The 19,996-nt window shown below is 46.1% G+C and carries 16 protein-coding genes; 11 read left to right on the plus strand and 5 right to left on the minus strand.

Annotated elements, in window-relative coordinates; translation table 11 throughout:
• Positions 1-27: 27 nt before the first annotated feature.
• Positions 28-1,341 carry a DUF418 domain-containing protein gene (locus tag G441_RS0103090; protein ID WP_026374998.1) on the minus strand — a complete coding sequence of 438 codons (1,314 nt, stop codon included), beginning with the start codon at positions 1,339-1,341 and terminating at the stop codon, positions 28-30.
• Positions 1,342-1,533: 192 nt separating this feature from the next.
• Here G441_RS0103090 and G441_RS0103095 point away from each other — a divergent pair, with 192 nt between their 5' ends.
• The 5 genes from G441_RS0103095 to G441_RS0103115 all read left to right on the plus strand — a co-directional run bounded on the left by G441_RS0103095 (position 1,534) and on the right by G441_RS0103115 (position 6,514).
• Positions 1,534-2,406: a kinase gene (locus G441_RS0103095; protein ID WP_026374999.1), complete on the plus strand. Its 873-nt coding sequence runs from the start codon at positions 1,534-1,536 to the stop codon at positions 2,404-2,406.
• Complete coding sequence (locus tag G441_RS0103100) at positions 2,406-3,251, plus strand: HAD-IIB family hydrolase (RefSeq protein WP_026375000.1); 846 nt, start codon at positions 2,406-2,408, stop codon at positions 3,249-3,251. Before G441_RS0103095 ends, G441_RS0103100 begins: the two co-directional genes overlap by 1 nt.
• Positions 3,244-4,467 (plus strand): glycosyltransferase family protein, encoded by a 1,224-nt coding sequence (locus G441_RS0103105; protein ID WP_026375001.1) that lies wholly within the window; start codon positions 3,244-3,246, stop codon positions 4,465-4,467. The genes G441_RS0103100 and G441_RS0103105 overlap by 8 nt, the downstream gene beginning before the upstream one ends.
• A 3-nt stretch (positions 4,468-4,470) precedes the next feature.
• Positions 4,471-6,231 carry a sugar phosphorylase gene (locus tag G441_RS0103110; protein ID WP_026375002.1) on the plus strand — a complete coding sequence of 587 codons (1,761 nt, stop codon included), beginning with the start codon at positions 4,471-4,473 and terminating at the stop codon, positions 6,229-6,231.
• A gap of 64 nt (positions 6,232-6,295) precedes the next feature.
• Positions 6,296-6,514, plus strand: coding sequence for a hypothetical protein (locus G441_RS0103115; RefSeq protein WP_026375003.1), 219 nt, complete (start codon positions 6,296-6,298; stop codon positions 6,512-6,514).
• 62 nt (positions 6,515-6,576) lie between these two features.
• On the opposite strand, the gene G441_RS0103120 is transcribed toward G441_RS0103115, so the two are convergent.
• The 3 genes from G441_RS0103120 to G441_RS17775 all read right to left on the minus strand — a co-directional run bounded on the left by G441_RS0103120 (position 6,577) and on the right by G441_RS17775 (position 8,734).
• A complete protein-coding gene (locus G441_RS0103120; RefSeq protein WP_026375004.1) occupies positions 6,577-6,888 on the minus strand; it encodes a hypothetical protein in 312 nt (103 codons plus the stop codon).
• Between the two features lie 354 nt (positions 6,889-7,242).
• A complete protein-coding gene (locus G441_RS0103125; RefSeq protein WP_026375005.1) occupies positions 7,243-8,037 on the minus strand; it encodes a DUF2189 domain-containing protein in 795 nt (264 codons plus the stop codon).
• 160 nt (positions 8,038-8,197) lie between these two features.
• Positions 8,198-8,734, minus strand: a complete 537-nt coding sequence (locus tag G441_RS17775) for a hypothetical protein (RefSeq protein WP_034474170.1) — start codon at positions 8,732-8,734, stop codon at positions 8,198-8,200.
• Between the two features lie 187 nt (positions 8,735-8,921).
• Here G441_RS17775 and G441_RS0103135 point away from each other — a divergent pair, with 187 nt between their 5' ends.
• The 6 genes from G441_RS0103135 to G441_RS0103160 all read left to right on the plus strand — a co-directional run bounded on the left by G441_RS0103135 (position 8,922) and on the right by G441_RS0103160 (position 17,781).
• Positions 8,922-10,148 (plus strand): pyridoxal phosphate-dependent aminotransferase, encoded by a 1,227-nt coding sequence (locus G441_RS0103135; protein WP_026375006.1) that lies wholly within the window; start codon positions 8,922-8,924, stop codon positions 10,146-10,148.
• A 42-nt stretch (positions 10,149-10,190) separates the two neighbouring features.
• Positions 10,191-10,817, plus strand: coding sequence for a 5'-deoxynucleotidase (yfbR, locus tag G441_RS0103140; protein WP_026375007.1), 627 nt, complete (start codon positions 10,191-10,193; stop codon positions 10,815-10,817).
• A gap of 121 nt (positions 10,818-10,938) precedes the next feature.
• Positions 10,939-11,358, plus strand: coding sequence for a BLUF domain-containing protein (locus G441_RS0103145; protein WP_026375008.1), 420 nt, complete (start codon positions 10,939-10,941; stop codon positions 11,356-11,358).
• A gap of 10 nt (positions 11,359-11,368) precedes the next feature.
• The gene (locus G441_RS0103150) at positions 11,369-15,544 is read left to right on the plus strand and encodes an EAL domain-containing protein (protein WP_051275297.1); all 4,176 of its coding nucleotides are present in this window, start codon (positions 11,369-11,371) and stop codon (positions 15,542-15,544) included.
• 66 nt (positions 15,545-15,610) lie between these two features.
• Complete coding sequence (locus G441_RS0103155) at positions 15,611-16,336, plus strand: nitroreductase (RefSeq protein ID WP_026375010.1); 726 nt, start codon at positions 15,611-15,613, stop codon at positions 16,334-16,336.
• A 98-nt stretch (positions 16,337-16,434) separates the two neighbouring features.
• Positions 16,435-17,781 (plus strand): anti-phage deoxyguanosine triphosphatase, encoded by a 1,347-nt coding sequence (locus tag G441_RS0103160; protein ID WP_026375011.1) that lies wholly within the window; start codon positions 16,435-16,437, stop codon positions 17,779-17,781.
• A 33-nt stretch (positions 17,782-17,814) separates the two neighbouring features.
• Here the strand turns inward: G441_RS0103160 and G441_RS17780 are convergent, their stop codons facing one another.
• A complete protein-coding gene (locus G441_RS17780) occupies positions 17,815-19,911 on the minus strand; it encodes an EAL domain-containing protein (RefSeq protein WP_051275298.1) in 2,097 nt (698 codons plus the stop codon).
• Positions 19,912-19,996: the final 85 nt, after the last annotated feature.

Consider the following 19,996-nt stretch of genomic DNA (forward strand, 5'->3'; position numbering starts at 1 on the left):
TTCGGCGCCTATCACGGCGCCGTGCGGTCAGGCAGGCTGTGAAACCAGCTTATTCGACGACAGGCTGCCGTAGGTCATCGAACGCCACAGCCATTCCAGCGGACCAAAACGATATTTGTTTAACCACCACATACTGAATATGGCCTGACACACCCAGATAGCGGCAATTGCAATCCATACCTCGTAACGGTCGACTTTACCGTGTAACGATAAACCGGGCCCATACCAAATAAACACCTGAAAAACAGATTGAACAAGGTAATTGGTAAATGCCATTCTGCCCAGAGCGGAGAAAACCGTTTGTAATCCTTTCAGTAAGCCAAATCTGACAAGACAGAATATCAGTCCGACATGTCCTAGTGATAACGCAATTCGGCGCAGTTGATAGGTCGAATTTAAGTGCCCGAGTGCGTCGTAGGAAAAATCACTTGTGTACAGCACCACCGAACGCAACACGCCCAGACTGATACCGACTCCATACCCTATTAGCAGTAGATACACATAGGTAGCGTTTGCAGCTTTTCCTGTCAGTACGCCTGTTCGCGCCAGAATAATACCCAGGGTAACCATAAACAGGCAATCGAATAAAAACCGGTAAAAACCGACATCTGAAAACCTGTCTGCATATTTACTCCAGCTCTGCTGTGAGAATTTGATAACGTTGGCTTCATTTACCCAGTTATCTTTTTCTCTTGCTTCATCCGTGCCTGTCCATTTATCGAGTTTTTTCTGCCATTTTTCTACCGACTTCTGCTGTGTACTGTCCAGTTCATTACCGGCTTGCTGGTGCGCAACGGCTTCATTATATGCCTTTCTGTCCTTGTCATCGTTAGCCATTCTATTCAATGAAAAAAGGTTTGATGCCACAAATAAAACCACAAACACAACCAGCAATTGCTTCATAGGAAGTCGTCTCAATGGAAACAGGAACAGCCCACAAATTCCGTAAAAAAGTAAAATGTCGTATGGATATAAAATGACGAATGTATTGATCAAACCAAACATGATCAGCAGCAACATTCGCCTGCCATGCAGCTCTATACCGTTGCTATTGCCTTTATTGTCCATGCGATCAAGAAAAATAACGATGCCCGCACCAAATAACAGTGAAAACAAGCCGCGCATTGCGCCTTCAAAATAAATGGCCATGGAGGACCAGGCCGCGAAATTGACTGCTCCCTCGCCCCCACCAGACAGGAAATTAAAATAGGCGCTATCGTAAAGCGCCATACCAGTGGAGTTCATAATCAGTATGCCCAGTAACGCGAAACCTCGAGCGACGTCCAGACCAGAAATTCTTTCATTGATATCCGCTGGCCCGGCTTTGGAAAAAATGTCCATTGAGATAATCCTTTTGATAAGTGGTTAGTTTTTAACCATCACATGTAAAGCTAGCAGGTAACCTCAACTACACAAATATTATTTACCGTCATACTCAACTGAACATTGAACTCCCAAGGCTGGCACAAAAGTTGATGTATGCTTGATAAGCCATCGTTAAATTCAGGCTAGCCCGAGGAACGCATAGCCCTTATGTTAAACGAGTTCATAGATAAGCATCGACTAAGTGAGAGCTTCAAACAGGTTGCACAAAATTGGTACAACCCGTTAATAGACAACATTTTATTGCACCATGATGATGCAAAGCGGCCATTTTGTGTCGGCATTAATGGTTGTCAGGGGTCGGGAAAATCCACCTTATCAGATTATTTATGCGAAAAGCTGCAAGCAGAGCATGGCCTGAATGTCGCCGTGTTATCACTTGATGATTTTTATCTTAGCAAAGAGCAACGCGCGGCACTGGCGATAAAAGTTCATCCTATGCTGTCGACCAGAGGTGTACCTGGCACCCACAGTGTCAGCCTTATTGAGAAAACCCTCGATAGATTATCTGAATACGGTACTGCCTCGATACCCAGATTCAACAAGGCCAATGACGATCCCTTCCCCGTCACACAGTGGCCCACCATGAATACGCCGGTCGATATCGTCTTGTTTGAAGGCTGGTGCTGGGGCGTTGCTCCGCAAACGGAACAACAGCTTATCGCACCAGTAAATCAACTTGAGGAGCATAATGATGCATTGGGTGTATGGCGACATTTCGTTAATCAGCAGCTAAATCAGTTCTACCAACCACTCTATCAGCGCATGGATTACTGGCTGATGCTTAAATCGCCCTCATTTGATTGTGTTTTTAACTGGCGCTGTGAACAGGAACAAAAGCTGGCACTTAAAATGAAAGATAAAGGTGCGACAGCGTTGATGTCAGACGCGCAGATCGCCACCTTTATCCAATATTATCAGCGCCTGACGGAGCACGCGCTTGCGACACTGCCAGCGCGCTGCAATTGCGTATTAGAACTCGATGCACAGCGCAATATTGTAAACGCAGAATATGGTGACTGATGAAACCAACACGCTTCGTAATATTTACTGATATGGACGGTACGCTGCTTGATCATGACTCTTACAGCCATGCAGATGCGGACCCGCTCTTGCAACAACTTCAGCGAGTTGATATTCCAGTTATCCCTAACACCTCCAAAACCTTTGCAGAAGTTGTCGAGTTGCGACAAGAGCTGCATCTGACCACACCGTTTATTGTTGAAAATGGTGCGGCGATCCATTTCCCGAAAGATTTTTTACCCCACAAGCCGACGGGCTCTCTGTGGCAGGATAATCATTGGGTAAAACAACTCACCACCAGAAAGCAGTATTGGCTGACGATTCTTGAACAAATGAAAGCATCTTATGCTGGCCAATTCACACACTTTTCTGCGATGACGATTGACGATATCTGCGACAGTACAGGACTGAGTCCGGCACAGGCAGAACTGGCGGCGAAGCGAAGTTTTGGTGAGCCTGTACTATGGTTAGGCAGTGAACAACAAAAACAGCGCTTTGTGGACCAGCTCCACAGCAAAGGCGCAAAAACCCTACAGGGCGGACGTTTCCTGCATGTTGGAGGAGACTGCGATAAAGGCACAGCGCTGCGCTGGACAATGAATGAGATTGCCAGTCAGCGTCCTGAGTTCACCTGGCAGAGCATCGCTCTGGGAGATGGACACAACGACGTGGCAATGTTGCAAGCAGCAGATGTGGCGGTCCGCATTCGCTCACGACACCACGCACCGCCGGATGTGCCTGACCACCCACTGGTCATTACCAGTTCAGAAATAGGCCCTACAGGTTGGGCTGAAACCCTTAACGAATTTTTAAAACCCGTATTGGAGGACACACAATATGGCTGATTTTCATCAAAATGGCATTGTCACTACGTTACATAATCTGGTTGAACGCCCGGTTGAAGAGCTCGAACAAGAATTACTTGGTTTCTCTAAAAAGCGGCCAATGGCTCTCATCCTGCCATCGCTTTTCTCAGAGCTGGAAGGTGAAGCCCTGCCCCACATCATTTCGCATTTGCAGCAAGTGCCCTATCTAAGTCAAATTGTGATTGGACTGGATCGCGCCGATCTTGAGCAATATAAATATGCCTTAAAGTTTTTTGGTGAGTTACCTCAGCATCACCGCATTCTGTGGAATGAAGGACCGAGGCTGCAGGCATTGCATGCAGAACTTGAAGAGCTTGGTGTCGCGCCAAGAGAATTAGGTAAAGGGCGAAATGTTTGGTATTGCATGGGTTACGTTTTGGCATCTGGTAAAGCCGAATCGGTCGCATTACATGACTGTGACATTCTGACTTACGAACGAGATCTGTTGGCCAGACTCATTTATCCGGTGGCGAATCCACAATTTAACTATGAATTCTGTAAAGGCTTTTATGCCCGTGTCGCTGACGGCAAAATTAACGGTCGCGTTTCACGTCTGTTGGTGACGCCTTTGCTACGCGCGTTAAAAAGTATACTCGGCCCCAATGAATATTTGGATTTTATGGACAGCTTTCGTTATCCACTGGCCGGCGAATTTTCATTTCGACGGGACGTGTTAAATGATATTCGCATTCCAAGTGACTGGGGACTGGAAATCGGCGTATTGTCAGAAATGCACCGTAACTACTCCCATAACCGCTTGTGTCAGGCTGATATTGCCAGGACCTATGATCATAAACATCAGGACCTATCCATGCATAACGACCAGGGCGGTCTGTCGAAAATGTCGATTGATATCACCAAAGCACTGTTCCGCAAACTTGCGACCCAGGGACATACCTTTAGCACGGAAATGTTTCGATCGATTAAGGCGACCTATTTTCGCATTGCGTTGGACTTCATTGAAACGTACAGCAATGATGCACTCATGAATGGCTTGAAGCTTGATATTCATAATGAAGAGAAAGCCGTGGAAATGTTTGCCCAAAACATCATGAAAGCCGGGCAAAGCTTCCTGGACAACCCCATGGAAACACCGTTTATACCAAGCTGGAATCGGGTTGTCAGTGCCATGCCCGATGTTTTGGAACGGCTTGCGGCCGCTGTTGAAGAAGACTACGCGGAATTTGGAGGCTAGACCATGACCCCATGTCGCCAGCAGTTACAGGAAAAAATTGAGCACCACCTGCACGTTATCTACGACGGGATCGTGTTAGAGCAGCCCCTTGAACACATTGCTGATGAACTGATCGCATTGATTGGCATAAAAAGCGACGAAGATATCCACGACGTGGTACCTCATCATAATAACTGGGATCAGAGTGACATCATCATGATCACCTATGGTGACAGCGTGGTGAACGGTGATGAAGCACCGCTGGAAACCCTCAATACGGTAATAAGTGAGCACTTTAGTGAGTCAGTCAGCGGTGTGCACATTCTGCCGTTTTTCCCGTATAGCTCAGACGATGGGTTTGCCGTTATCGACTATTCGACAGTTAATCAGGGACTGGGAGACTGGTCCCATATTAATGCGATTGCCGATGACAAGGATTTAATGGTCGATTTGGTAATTAACCATTGTTCCTCACGCAGCATGTGGTTTGATAACTTCATCAAGGGTGAAGGCAGTGGCCATGATTTTTTCTTTACCGCGCCGCCAGACACAGACACGTCACAGGTGGTAAGGCCCCGCACCTCGCCACTGCTGCGCGAGACTGAAACAACCAATGGCACAGAGTTCGTGTGGTGCACCTTTAGTCACGACCAGGTTGATTTTGATTTTCGCAACCCTGAGGTACTGAAAACATTTGTCTCAATCCTGAACCTGTACCGACAGAATGGCGCCAGCATCTATCGATTGGACGCGATTGCATTCTTGTGGAAAGAGCAAGGCACGCCCTGTATCAACCTGCCACAGACTCACGAAGTTGTCAGACTGCTACGAACCTTGTTGGAGCACGTCGATCCCAGAGCAATACTGATCACCGAAACCAACATACCCAACCGTGAAAACCTGACCTACTTTGGCAACGCCAACGAAGCGCATGCTATATATAACTTTTCTTTACCACCACTGCTGGTGAACGCGCTGGTAACCGGAAATTGTCTGTACCTGAAAAACTGGATGATGAGTATGCCACCGGCGCAGAACGGAACAGCCTACTTTAATTTTATAGCTTCACACGATGGTATTGGCCTGCGTCCAGCAGAGGGCCTATTGAGTGATGAAGAGCTCACCACGCTTATCAATACCATGCAGACATTCGGCGGCAGAATATCCTGGCGCGCATCAGATAATGGTCAACAAAAGGCTTATGAAATCAACATCGCGCTATACGATGCTTTGCAAGGTACCATACATGGCCCGGACAAATGGCAATTAGACAGATTTATATGCGCCCATGCCATTATGCTCGGTATTGAAGGCATACCCGGGATCTATATCCACAGCATGGTCGGCACGCTGAACGATTATGAAAAAGTCAAAAACACCAGCCATAACCGTTCGATTAATCGCCACCGCTGGGATTACGAAAAGCTTACCGAGGCGTTGAATGCACCCTACTCGCATCATGCAAAAGTCCTGGCGAGAATGAGTGAGCTTATCAAGATCCGTAAAAAACAACCTGCGTTTCACCCTAATGCAACACAGTTCACGTTGCAGCTTGGCGAACAAATTTTTGGATTCTGGCGACAGAGTATGGACAGAAAGCAAAGTATATTCTGTCTAAGCAATATCTCTACGGATACGCATGACGTTCGACTTTCAGATATCAACCTTATTGGTACTGAACATTGGGTGGATTTAATTTCCGAGAAGCATATTTACGGCACTGAGCAATTTATTACGCTTCGCCCCTATCAAACTGTGTGGATAAGCAATATTATTCCGGCCTGATTTTTACCGACGTTAATCAACGTCGGAATTGTTTCATCAGTGATCCAGAAGAGATAACCCTCTTATGCACACCACCATTACCTACAGATTTCCTGATGCCGTGCTGGCAAACAGATTTAAGAACACCCTGACGCATTGGTCTGTTGCCGATGTAAAAGCAAAGTTGTCTAGAGACGATAAGACGGTGTCTGTGGCATATCAGATCGAATCCAGAGGGTATGACCGAACCGCAGCGGAACTCGATGATCTTGCAGATAGTTTGCAGGGAAGAGAAATTGACTGAGGATTAATAGCCTGCATTGCAGGCTATTGCCTTACTTCTAATCGATAAAAACGCCATGACGCTTAGCTTCTTGCTGTAATGTAGGCAAGAATATCAGTGGCATTTCTACGTTTAGAAAACTCTATTAAATCTGCGCCATTACACGTCATCTTCTTATCAAGAAGCACATGCAGGACATCGTCACGGGTTGGCGCTAACACCCCAACCTTGCGACTCAGACTCGTTTTTAATAAGCGCATGTCATTGGTCACAATGGCTTTGCAAAACCTCGCATATTCTAAATCACCAACGTATTTCACATCAGTGTCTATGGACGTTTCTGCCATGATATTAAATGACAATAGCGCGGCAACTAAACAACTGTATTTTTTCATCTTTAATCTCCTGTATAACCGATGAATGTGCACCAGATAATTACGATGCACTGTATTTATGCAGGAGTTTTAAATCGATTTCTGTTGTTTTATTGTTCTTTGCGCGTGAAGGCGATGTAAACATAGTGGTAACGCACTTGTTAACACACTAGGCTATTGATTTTATTCACTTTTAATATCCATCAAGAACATTTTAATAATTAAAATGACATTCTAAATTACTAAACGGTATTAAAAATACTGGAATGAACTGCAGTAACACAAAAAAATGTAAATAAAATATGAAGGGTAAATTTTATACTCTTTAAAAAGCGTAAAGGGGCACCAATGCCCCTTTATTATGTCTAACGGGATTTATTCATATTTTCTTTCGACTTTAGTTTCTATCGCATCAATATAAGCATGCCATGTTGCATAGCCAATCAGAGGCATCAAAATGATAAAGCCAAAGAACCCAGTCAAAAATCCAAAAATGACCGCGGTAAATATAATCCCGGCCCAAATCAGCATGGGAATTTTATTTACCCATACTGCATTGACGCTGGTGATCACCGCTGTGGCCAGGTCCACTTTACGCTCCATTAGGATAGGTTGAGTGAATGCACTTAAGAAAAATACGATGCCGGTGAAGAAAGCGCCGACTGCAGTGCCAAGAATCAAAAATGGCATCAGATTATCTAACGACTCATCAAGATACGATGGATACAGCGCATGGATCATAGACGCGACACGCAGCCAGAAAATCATCAGCACTAGCAGCATCACGCCAAAGCCCCATTCATTTACGGCATTGCGGCGAATCGCCCTGAGGGAGTGGCGCAGAGAAGGCTTGTGGCCCTTCTCTAATTCCCAACTCACGTCGTACAACCCAGCAGCCAGAAACGGGCCAATCAACATAAAGCACACCATCGCAGGCAGAATAACCAGATGCCATCCCGTCATCGCCACCAGATAGGTGATTGACCATGGAATAACAGCAAAAAACACACCGTAAAATGCCGTCAAGCCGGGTGCGCGCAGTAAATCGCGGATCCCCAACGACAACCATTTAATCGGATCGCCCACATCCAGCTCTTTACACGGTATGACTCTGGCAATACCACTTTCAGTGATGGCGTTCTGTGGTGTTTCTTTAAAATGTTGAGACATAGACTCTCCTGACGGTTTCTTGCATGAATTCAGCAGGCCACTCATTGTTAAACGTCAAGTACAACGACGTTACACGTTCCCGAGGCCTTGCTTTAAGCATAACCAAGACAACAGACTTTGCCATTGTCATATGATTTTTAACAGATTATTAACATATTTGTCAGAGATTGGAAGCGTTGTTCATAAGCGGTTGCCAGTGCACAGGGGTTGAAAAGTAGTCACACAGACAAGCATTAAGCTCGGCAAAGCGCGTAATGCGTGCATCCCTTCCGGATAATGTCTCCCAGACGAATCGATGACAGTTTTGATCAATCACATCATAATCGAGGTACTGGTAGACTTGGCGTGCCGCGCGCTGTGCCGAGAGTTCGTCATGAAGTACATTGAGCTGGGCGTCACAGGCGACATACACCTGATTGCCGCTACGGTCTTCAATAAAGCGATGCGGAGATACTGCGCGCACCAAGCCATTACCCTTTAGCTCAACAATTGAATCTTCGACCCATATTCCGGTGTGCTGAAATAATTCATAGATACCACAGCATACAATGGCGCCATTTTCAGGCCGCACGGGGATATCGCAATCCCCAGGGAACACACCTACGTGCCCTGCCCGCTTTTGTTCGTGCCTGGCATATTGTGAGCCCGCATAAATCGCAGCAAGCCCCGCGCCTAGCCATATGAGTGGTGCAGGCATATTGATTCTCCGTGGTAAAACCATACCGCTTAAACTTTATACGACAAAACGCCGATAGTCGCCTGTGATTTGCTGTAACTAAACGTGTCATTTATTAACCGGAAGAGGCTCACCATACGGAATTTCGCTTAACAAACATCAGTGTTACGTTTACTCTTGAGAGAAAGAAAACGTCTCCAAGGCAAACGTGCGCAGCATCAGTAAATCTCACAAGCTGGATAATGTCTGTTATGACATTCGAGGTCCGATATTAACCGAAGCAAACCGAATGGAAGATGAGGGCCAGCGGATCCTCAAACTTAATATCGGTAATCCGGCCCCGTTTGGCTTCGATGCACCCGATGACATCCTTAAAGATGTCATTCATAACCTGCCTACCGCACAGGGCTATTCTGACGCAAACGGGATTTATGCAGCGCGCGTCGCCGTGATGCAGTATTACCAACAAAAGCAGATCAAAAACATCGCTATTGAGGACGTGTTTATTGGTAACGGCGTCAGTGAAATGATCATGATGTCAATGCAGGCGCTGTTAAACAGTGGTGATGAAGTTTTGCTGCCCAGTCCTGATTACCCTTTATGGACAGCGGCTGTAAGCCTGTCGTCCGGCACGCCAGTGCACTATTTATGCGACGAACAGGCCGGTTGGTTTCCGGATTTGGATGATATCCGCGCTAAAGTTACCAGCCACACCAAAGCAATCGTGCTGATTAATCCCAATAACCCTACCGGTGCGGTATACAGTAAAGAGATATTGCAAGACATTATTGAAGTTGCTCGTGAACACAACCTGATGATCTTCAGCGATGAAATTTACGACAAAATCCTCTATGACGATGCGCAACATCATTGTATAGCGTCAATGGCAGACGATTTAATTTTCGTGACCTTCTCTGGCTTATCCAAAAATTACCGTGTTGCAGGTTTTCGCGCCGGCTGGTTGGTGGTGAGCGGCGATAAACATGCTGCCGCCGGCTACATTGATGGGCTCAATATTTTATCGTCAATGCGTATGTGCGCAAATGTGCCGTGCCAGCACGCGATCCAGACAGCACTCGGTGGTTATCAGAGTATTAATGAACTCATCGTTGATGGCGGTCGATTGAAGCTTCAGCGCGATCTGTCCTATCGCATGCTTAACGATATCGACGGTATCAGTTGTGTAAAACCAGATGGCGCAATGTACTGTTTTGCCAAAGTGGACCACAAAAAATTTGCCATCCGTGATGATGAAAAGATGATTCTGGACTTACTTCGTCGAGAAAAAATTCTGCTCGTTCATGGCAGCGCATTTAATTTGAAACAGGGCTGTTATTTCCGTCTGGTATTTCTGCCCCATTCCGATGTCCTGACTGTCGCACTCGAGCGCATGGCGCGTTTTTTCGCACACTATCAACAAGGCAGTAATCCATAGCGCTCACTGCGCTTCACCTTTGATTATCTGAGAAACAAGAGCATGAGTCACTCCCCCGATAAGGCACCGACCAGCCATTTTTTCGCCCATTTATCACGCATGAAGCTCATTCAGCGCTGGCCGCTTATGCATAACGTTCGCAAAGAGAATGTTCAGGAGCACAGCTTGCAGGTTGCGATGGTTGCCCACGCTCTGGCCATTATTAAAAACCGCTTTTTCGATGGCCAGCTCGATCCTTATCGCGTCGCGACTATTGCTATGTTCCACGACGTATCAGAGGTATTAACCGGCGATCTGCCGACCCCAGTCAAATACTATAATCCGGCTATTCAGCAGGAATATAAAAAAATAGAAAAGATCGCTGAACAAAAACTAATAGATATGGCGCCGGAAGCATTTCGTGATGAATATGCTGCACTCATTGATACTGCAGACCACAGCGAAGACGAGCAATTCATTGTGAAAGCGGCAGATGTTATCTGTGCCTACCTTAAAACACTCGAGGAGCTGTCGTCCGGTAATCACGAATTTACTCTGGCCAAAAAACGGCTCGACCGGATTTTAAAAAACTATCATTCGCCAGAAGTTGATTATTTTATGCAGGCATTTGTGCCAAGCTTTTCATTGAGTCTCGACGAAATTACCCTCGACGATCCTGACAGTCTCTAGTGTTCTGATTTTTTGAGGTTTTATTGCGAAACCGGTATTCCTAAACTACGTTTAAAATGCACACGCTTTTCCAGTAGTGCGTTTTTTCGTTGACAATACTTTACCTATAATAAGGCCATTAATGCTTCAGCAATTAGTCTATTGTTCCAAGGCTGTCCATCTGATGGATAGTAGTGAACTTCTGCAGCTATTAGCGAATGCACGACAGTTCAATCATTCTGTGGGTATTACTGGCATGTTGCTATATAAAGACCAGTCGTTTATTCAGATGTTAGAGGGCGATGAACAACAGGTTGAATCACTGTATGCACGAATACAACAGGATTCACGACACTATCGGGTGAAAACCTTGTATCAGCAGCCAGCACAACAGCGTGCCTTTTCAAACTGGTCAATGGGATTTCAAAATTTACATCTGCCACCTGCCGAAAATTTCGAAGGCTACTCAGCGTTTATGTCTCCAGAGTATGATGTCGATGCACTCCTTACGGCTCCCCAAAAAGCATTAAAGTTACTACTTTATTTCAGGTCTTACAGTTAGGAGGCCTGGGTTGGCAGACAATGAGTTTTTCGTGGTTGGATTGGGCGCCTCTGCAGGCGGTCTGCATGCTTATCAGCAGTTATTACCTGAACTAAAAAATGAAAATGCCTGTTACATCGTCTGCCAGCACCTTTCCCCTCATCACACTAGCATGCTGTCTGACATCCTTTCTCGCAGCTGTGCTTTGCCGATACTTGATTTACACGATAATGAAGAATTACTGCCTGGCAGAGTGTATGTCACACCACCGAATAAAAATATTGAGATCAATAACGGTCACGTCACCCTGATCAAGCCATCTGGTGAAACCATCCCAAAGCCGAACATCAACCAGTTTTTTTCGTCACTGGGCCAGTACTACGCTGACAAAGCGGTGGGGGTGGTACTTTCCGGTTCCGGAAGCGATGGCGCGATTGGACTTAGCACCATTCACGCCAGTGGCGGGTTGACACTGGTACAGAGCCCGAAATCGGCTGAGTATGACGGTATGCCACGTGCCGCTCTCGAGACCAGTCAGGTTGACTATGTCGGCTCGCCCCGGGAATTGGCGAACTACATTAATTCACTGTTAGAGGGCAAAAATGCTCATGATCTTGAAGTGGCTGGTGATGTATTCGAACAAATCTTGAAGTATATGACTGCGGTAACCGGGATAGACTTTGATAATTACCGTTTCACCACGCTTATCAGGCGCATTACGCGACGCATGGCGCTGTTGCAAATCGATGATCCCACCGATTACCTGCAATTGATTAAAAAGAATCGTGATGAAGTGAATGCGTTTATACAGAGCGCTTTTATTCACGTCAGTTCACTGTATCGCGATATCGAGCCTTTCAATCAACTCTCTGAATACATCGAGACGATGCTGCGAAGTGATGAGCAACTGCGAGATTTACGTATTTGGGTGCCAGGTTGTGCGATGGGAGAAGAAGCGGTCACGCTGGCAATCTTACTCGAGGACATTCGACGCCGTAAAAAGATACCTTTTCATTACAAGATTTTTGCTACCGATATTTCAGTAGCAGCAATCAATAAAGCACGGACCTGTTTATTTGAATACGACCGCTGTGAAAATCTACCGGAACAGATGCGTCGCGACTATTTCGACGATGTGGGCAATGCGCTCGAGGTAAAATCCGTGATCCGGGAGCACATTGTCTTTTCTGTGCACAATCTGCTCACAGATCCTCCTTTTTCACGCATGCATATTATTTCCTGCAGAAACTTGCTGATTTATTTCAAAGTGTTGCTACAGGAAGACGTCACTAACCTGTTCAATTACAGTCTGCAGGGCCGCGGATTATTATTACTTGGCAGTTCAGAAAGTCTGCGCGGCAATCAGTGTTTTGAGGTGCTAGATGAAACCAATAAGCTGTATCGCAAAATAAGAGATACGGACCGAGCGCCGCTCTATTTACGATACAAAACGTCGAAAGGTCAGTCTGGTAAAGTACCGGCTAAACCGGCTGAAGCATTTAACCTCGAATTTCAGGTTTATAAGTCCGTTGCTGAGCTAGAAGGCTATGCCACTGGCGTGATCGATGAAAGCAATAATTTACGCTTCACGCATGGTGGACTGAATGATTTTCTGCAGCCACAACAAGGCATTATCACCCAGCAGATTTTCGACCTCATCCATTCAGATTTACGAGCAGAGCTTCGCGCATTGGTGTTCAAAGCAAGACGGACATTGCAGACGGCACTTTCTGCCAGTAAAGACATTGCCATACTAGGTTCGCCTCAGACCGTACATATGACGGTGATGCCGCTACACGTCGAGCGCCCAAACTGGGTGCTGGTGTGCATTAAAAAAGATGTCAACACCAGCATCAACAAAGGTAAGGTTGAGGGCATAGACAAAGATCCTAGTCTGTTAGAACTAGAGCAGGAACTGACTGTTACACGTGAGAATCTGCAAACCGTAGTGGAAGAGCTGGAAACAGCGAATGAACAGCTGCAGGTTTACAATGAAGAACTGCAATCGTCGAATGAAGAATACCAAAGCACCAACGAAGAGCTGCAGACCATTAATGAAGAACTGCAGTCAACCAATGAAGAATTGCTTACGGTTAATGAAGAGCTGAATCAAAAAAACCGCGAACAAGAACGCCTGTCGACGGACTTATTCAATATTCAGGAATCTTTGGACTTACCCTTATTTCTGCTCGACAACGAATTCCGTGTACAGCGTTTTACCAAACGTTGTTCATTATTGGCGGACACGAGCAGGTTACGTATAGGTGATGTGTTTTTTGCCCTGGCGTGGCTGCATGACATGCCCGATTTACGCAAACTTATTTCCGCTGCGGCCGATGATGAAAAGATTATTGAAAAAGAGCTCACTATCTCGGGCAATATTTTTCGTCTGCGTGCCTCGCCTTATCTGAACCATCAGTCGGTGCATGATGGCACCGTGGTAAGTTTTTATGACATAACGCACCTGAAACAAGCACAACAGGCACTAGTCATTGAGCGGGATATTGCAGAAACCACCTTAGGCTCATTATCCGAGTGCGTTATTCGTATTAATGCAGAGTTGAAAATTGATTATCTCAATCCTGCTGCCGAGCGTTTTCTGCAATGGTCTGGCACAGAGGCGATAGGTACCGATGTTTCAAAGCTGGTTCGCGTATTTGATGACAAAGTACGGATTGATCTTAAGCACATCGTGCAACAGAGCATCAATGAAAATACCGTTTATGCGCCTACAGATACGTTTTACACGGCGAAAGGACGTTTTGGTGAAGACCGCCTTATTGAAATGACCGTCACGCCCATCTTTAGCAGTGACCATCTGGGTAAGCGCGCCGCGACGCTAACCATTAAGGACGTCACTGAGCGTCAGTCACATCTGGATAACTTACTGTGGAGCAGCAAACATGACGCGTTAACCGGTCTGGTAAATCGTAAGGAAGTGGAACATCGCATACGCAATACCATCGCCGTTGCAAAAGAAAGCGATGTAGAGTCGTGCTTATTATATTTGGATCTTGATCAGTTCAAAGTCGTCAATGACACGTGCGGACATATGGCCGGCGACCAGTTACTCAAACAAATTTCTGAGTTGATTCAGCATAATATACGTTCACGGGATACCCTTGCCCGTCTTGGCGGTGATGAATTTGCGGTATTACTTGAAAAGTGCCCCATTATCAAAGCAGAACAAGTGGCCAAGCTTATTCTCGATGCTGTCGGTGGTTATTCGTTTTATTGGGATGAGCGGGCCTTTAAGGTTGGTGTCAGCATTGGCTTGGTGGCGATTAATCGCCATACCGAGTCATTGCACGCGGTACTCAGTGACGCGGATGCAGCATGCTATCTGGCCAAAGAACAAGGCCGGAATCAAATTCAAATCCATGATCAGTTCAATGACATTCTCGAACTGCAACGCAATCAGATGAAAATCGTCAGTGATATAAACGATGCACTCGAAAATGACCGTTTAAGAACGTATTTTCAGGAGATCCGTTGTGTATCAGATCCTGACGTGCCACCACGTTGGGAAGCGCTGGTCAGAATGTTTAATCAGGAGGGGAAATTCTTATTACCAGACACGTTCCTGCCCGCTGCAGAGCGCTTCGGGCTCATCAACCGGATTGATAAGTGGGTGTTTGAAAGTGTCGTGAACACCCTTAAGCAGTATTTTCCCAGCGACTCAATGCCCATCATCAATATCAACGTGTCGGCATATACTATTGGCGATGAAAGTTATTTTTCACTGGTAGAAAGCCTGTTAGTTGAGAATAAAATTCCGTTTTCACAGGTATGTTTCGAGTTGACGGAAACCGCAGCCATGTCCAATACCATTAAATGCCTTCATTTCATCGATAAAGTCCGCAGTCTTGGGTGTAATATTGCGATTGATGATTTTGGCACCGGCATGAGTTCCCTCGCCTATCTGACTGAACTCCCCGTCACTTCCGTCAAACTGGATGGCAAATTCACTCAAAGCATCGGCAATGGAGACGTGAACCATGTCATCGTCGACTCCGTCACGCAGGTTGCGCATAAATTGTCAATGACAGTAGTTGCTGAAGCGGTTGAATCACAACAGCAAATGGAGGCATTGAGGGAATTGGGCGTAGATTTTATTCAAGGTTATTATTTGCGCCGCCCCATCCCTACCGAGGAATTCGTATCCCTGTACAAGGACAGCATTGACCATGACGGTGCCAACATCTAGTTGACCTGCCCCTACCCTCAAGGTCAACATATCGGTATCTAGCCTTAAATACACAATTAGATAGACATGGAATTTTCAGACATACTCCATTCGCGACGCAGTATTCGCGCATTTACCAATAAACCAGTAAGTCAGGACACCATCGACGCAATTTTGCAGGATGCGCTCGAATCTCCATCAAGCTCTAACACCCAGCCTTTTAAAATCGCAGTGGCAAGCGGTGAAACCTGCCAGCAACTTGGCCAAGCATTATTATCGAAGTATAGGAAAATCAATAAGATCCAACGCCAACCGCTGCCTTTAAAGCTTTTTAATATGGTGTTTAGCAAGGCCATGCCCGATGGTGATTACACGCCCATTCTTGGTAAATATCCGGGAATTTTTCAGGAGCGGCGGATCAAAACCGGCAAAGGCTTGTATGAGACGCTTGGCATTAAACGCGGTGACAGACAAGCACGAGATGATGCCATGGCAAGAAATTTTACGTTTTTTGATGCGCCGGTAGCGATGTTCATCTTCGTTCATCCTGGCATGACCTTCACTGCCCTCGTGGATGCAGGCATTATGATGCAGTCATTGATGCTTTCTGCCACAGACAGGGGCTTGGGCACCTGCCCACAGGGCGCACTCGGCATGTGGCGTTCGCCATTGGAAAAACACTTCGATATCCCCAAAGGTTATAAACTGTTGTGCGGTATTGCCCTGGGCTACCCGGATAACGACAACCCGGTCAATGCTTACAGGCCAGAAAAGATTGCAGTGCAGGAACTTACGATCCCAAGCAAAACATAAATGTCAGTGATCGATGCATGTGTTGCTGACTTGCATCCACTTTAAGGAATACGCACACTGGACGCCAAGCAGTATTTTTCACACTACGGACCACAACTATGCTGAACCCAGACGGGTGGACAGACAGACAGCTTCCGCGCTCTCAAGTGCGGGATGGCGACCATCGCAGCGCCTATCAAAGAGATAAAGCCAGAGTGCTTCATTCCGCTGCGTTTAGACGCCTGCAGGCCAAAACCCAGGTTTTAGGTGTCGGCCTCAGCGATTTTTACCGCACCCGTTTAACTCATTCCTTGGAAGCCTCGCAAATTGGTTCAGGCATCGCTGCACAGCTGGCAAGTAAATACCCGCAGCAAGCCGAACTACTTAGTCTTGACGCAAATTTGATTGAAACCCTGTGTCTGGCTCATGACATTGGACATCCACCGTTTGGTCATGGCGGTGAAATTGCCTTAAATTATATGATGCATCGGCACGGAGGATTTGAGGGTAATGCACAGACATTTCGTATTGTTACCCGGCTCGAACCCTATACGCCCAACAATGGAATGAATCTAAGCCGGCGCACGGTGCTGGGTTTAATAAAATACCCTAACTACATCGATAATTTGGCAAACTTTTCGCGCTATCCACAACAGCAGACTCCCCTACACGCAAGCAAACAAATTAAGTCATCTGACTGGCACCCGCCGAAAGGTCTGTATATGTGCGACAGTGACATGTTTGACTGGTTATTATCTCCCTTAAGTGAATCAGACAAAACACAGTTTATGAGCTTTGATTTACAGCCAGGCAAACATGGACGCACGCGATATAAATCATTCGATTGTTCGATCATGGAACTGGCCGATGACATTGCCTACGGGATCCATGATTTGGAAGATGCCATCGTCATGGGCATGATACGACGTAATCAATTTGAAGATGAGGTTGCGCAGCCTATCAGTGCCTCGGCTGAAGGATGGCTAAAAGACAATATTCATTCACTGGCGGTAAAACTCTTCAGCGACCATCATTATGAGCGCAAGAATGCCATCGGCGCACTGGTAAATTGCTTCATTACGGCTATCGAAGTACAGCACGAAACCGATGGGTTTGAACAACCACTGCTGGCATACAACGCTATTTTACCCGAGCAGTACCGCGCAGCACTTAATGTATTTAAACAGTTCGTTTTCAATCGTGTGATCCGTAAACCGCAATTACAGGTGCTCGAATACAAAGGACAGCAAGTAGTGATGTCACTGTTTGAAGCGTTTGCGTCCGACCCACAAAGGCTGTTGCCAGAAAATACGTGCGAACGCTGGGAGCAGGCAGAAAAGCAGCATAATGGCATGCGGGTGATTGCCGATTACATCTCAGGTATGACGGATGAATTTGCGTCCAAGCTGTATAACAATCTGTTTGTGCCTAAAAACGGCAGCCTCAACGATAGCCTGAGTCATTGACAGTGAGCAGATTTTAGAAAAGACGCGATTTAATTAACTGGCGTTGTATTGCGCCAGCCATTCCTCTAATTGGCTCGCCGGCATAGGACGTGCGAACAAATACCCTTGTATCTCACGACAGCCTTTGTCACGCAAAAATGTCATCTGCGCGTCATTTTCTACACCCTCAGCAATGACGCCAAGCCCCAGGCTGCTCGCCAATTGAATAATGGACGTAACGACCACTTCGCCATCTTTGTCTTTGCCGATGTGATCAATAAATGACTTATCAATCTTTAATTTATTAAACGGTAAACGTGTTAACTGACTTAACGAAGAATAGCCGATACCAAAATCATCGATGGATAGTCTGAAACCTTTCTCTTGCAGTGAAGACAAGACCTGAAAAGAGCGCTCGGTATCTTTGAGGATGGCGCTCTCCGTCAACTCCAATTCTAAGCTGTGCTCAGAAAGCCCCATATCGGCTACACTCTGCGCTAACGTATTAACCAGTTCACCGTAAAACAATTGGATATATGAGACATTAATTGCGACGCGATTTATACCACGTTGTTTGTCTTGCCAAACCTTCATCTGCCTGGCTGCCTGCTTAATGACCCAATCACCAATGTCGACAATAATTCGCGTTTCCTCTGCAATTGGAATAAACCGATCAGGCGGGATCAGACCCAATTCAGGATGGTGCCACCTGATCAGTGCCTCTACCTGAATATTATAAGGATCATCCAGGTTAATCTGTGGCTGAAAATACAGTTCGAATTGTTCTTTCGAAACGGCCTTTTTAAGTTCGTTTTCGATAAAAAACCGTTCATTCAGTGCCTCTGCAAGCTCAGGAGCAAATATTTGATAATTATTTTTGCCCTGCCGTTTAGCGTGATACATCGCGGTATCCGAGCTTTTCAATAAGGTCTCGCTGTCCTGACCATCATCGGGGAAAAGACTGATACCGATACTGAACGAAATGTTCAGCTCATAGTTTGCGATTTTTAAAGGCGATGTAAACTGTTCTAACACCTTAGCCGCGACCTGCTCCGCACAATCTGTCGATTCAACGTCACTGAGTAACACAACAAATTCATCACCACTGATACGGGTAATGGTGTCGACATCCCTCAGTGTATTTACCAGGATCTCTGCTACTTTTTTGAGGAGTTTATCGCCGATGCCATGGCCAAGACTATCATTGATGGTTTTAAAGTTATCAATATCGAGAAACAACAAGGCAAACTGATGTCCGGTGCGCTTACAAGCAAGAATTTTTTGTTCAATTCTGTCCTTCAGCAGTAAGCGATTAGGCAGGTTAGTAAGGTGATCGTGATAGGCCATTTTTTCGATGGTCTGCTGCTGCCTTTTTGTTTCCGTAATGTCAGTAACAAGCGAGTTCCAGAATGTTGCTCCAGATTCCAGACGACGAGGCGTGCCCACCCCTCTCAACCAGCGTATCTCACCGGATGGATGGTTGATTCGGTATTCATCTTCCCAGTGGGTCAAATTCTCGATGGAATCCTGTATTGAATTTTGTAGGCCTTCTATATCCTCAGGTAGGATGAGGTCCCAAATACAGCCGGGATCTTCACCAATTTGCTCGGCTGTTAGCCCCCATAAATCCTCACAGCCCTTGCTCATGTACTGTACTGAGTGAGTTCCATCGGTATTCACAATATATTGAAAAAATGCACCAGGAACGTTTTGTACCAACTCTTTCAAACGCACCTGTAATTGCTGAAGCTCACGTTCTCTTCGTTTCTTTTCTGTGATATCACTGGCAACGGCATAGATTTTATCGCCATGAGGGGAGATGGAATACCACTCAAGCCAGCGATACTGGCCGTCTTTGGTAAGATAGCGGTTTTCAAATGCAGAAACGGATACCTGCTCATCGAACTGCTGATCGCGTTGGTCATCCGTTGCATCTCTATCATCTGGATGGACAAACTCAACAAAGGGCTTGGACTGTAATTCGTCGATACTCCAGCCCAGCACTTCACTCCAATACGGATTCAGCATAACGAAATAGCCACGCGTGTCAGCCACGCAAAACAGCACGTTTACGTGTTCGTATAGCTCTTGCAGGGCTGATAAATCAGCACTTCGGTGAGATTCTAGAGCGTCAATGTATTCAGTGGACATGATAATAAATTCTCTTGACTGATCTATCGTGTCTGTTCACTGCATCCAAGCTGACTTGCCTGCCCTGCGAATATGCATTCGACTT

Source organism: Aestuariibacter salexigens DSM 15300 (genome assembly GCF_000429145.1).
GTDB classification, from domain to species: Bacteria; Pseudomonadota; Gammaproteobacteria; order Enterobacterales; family Alteromonadaceae; genus Aestuariibacter; species Aestuariibacter salexigens.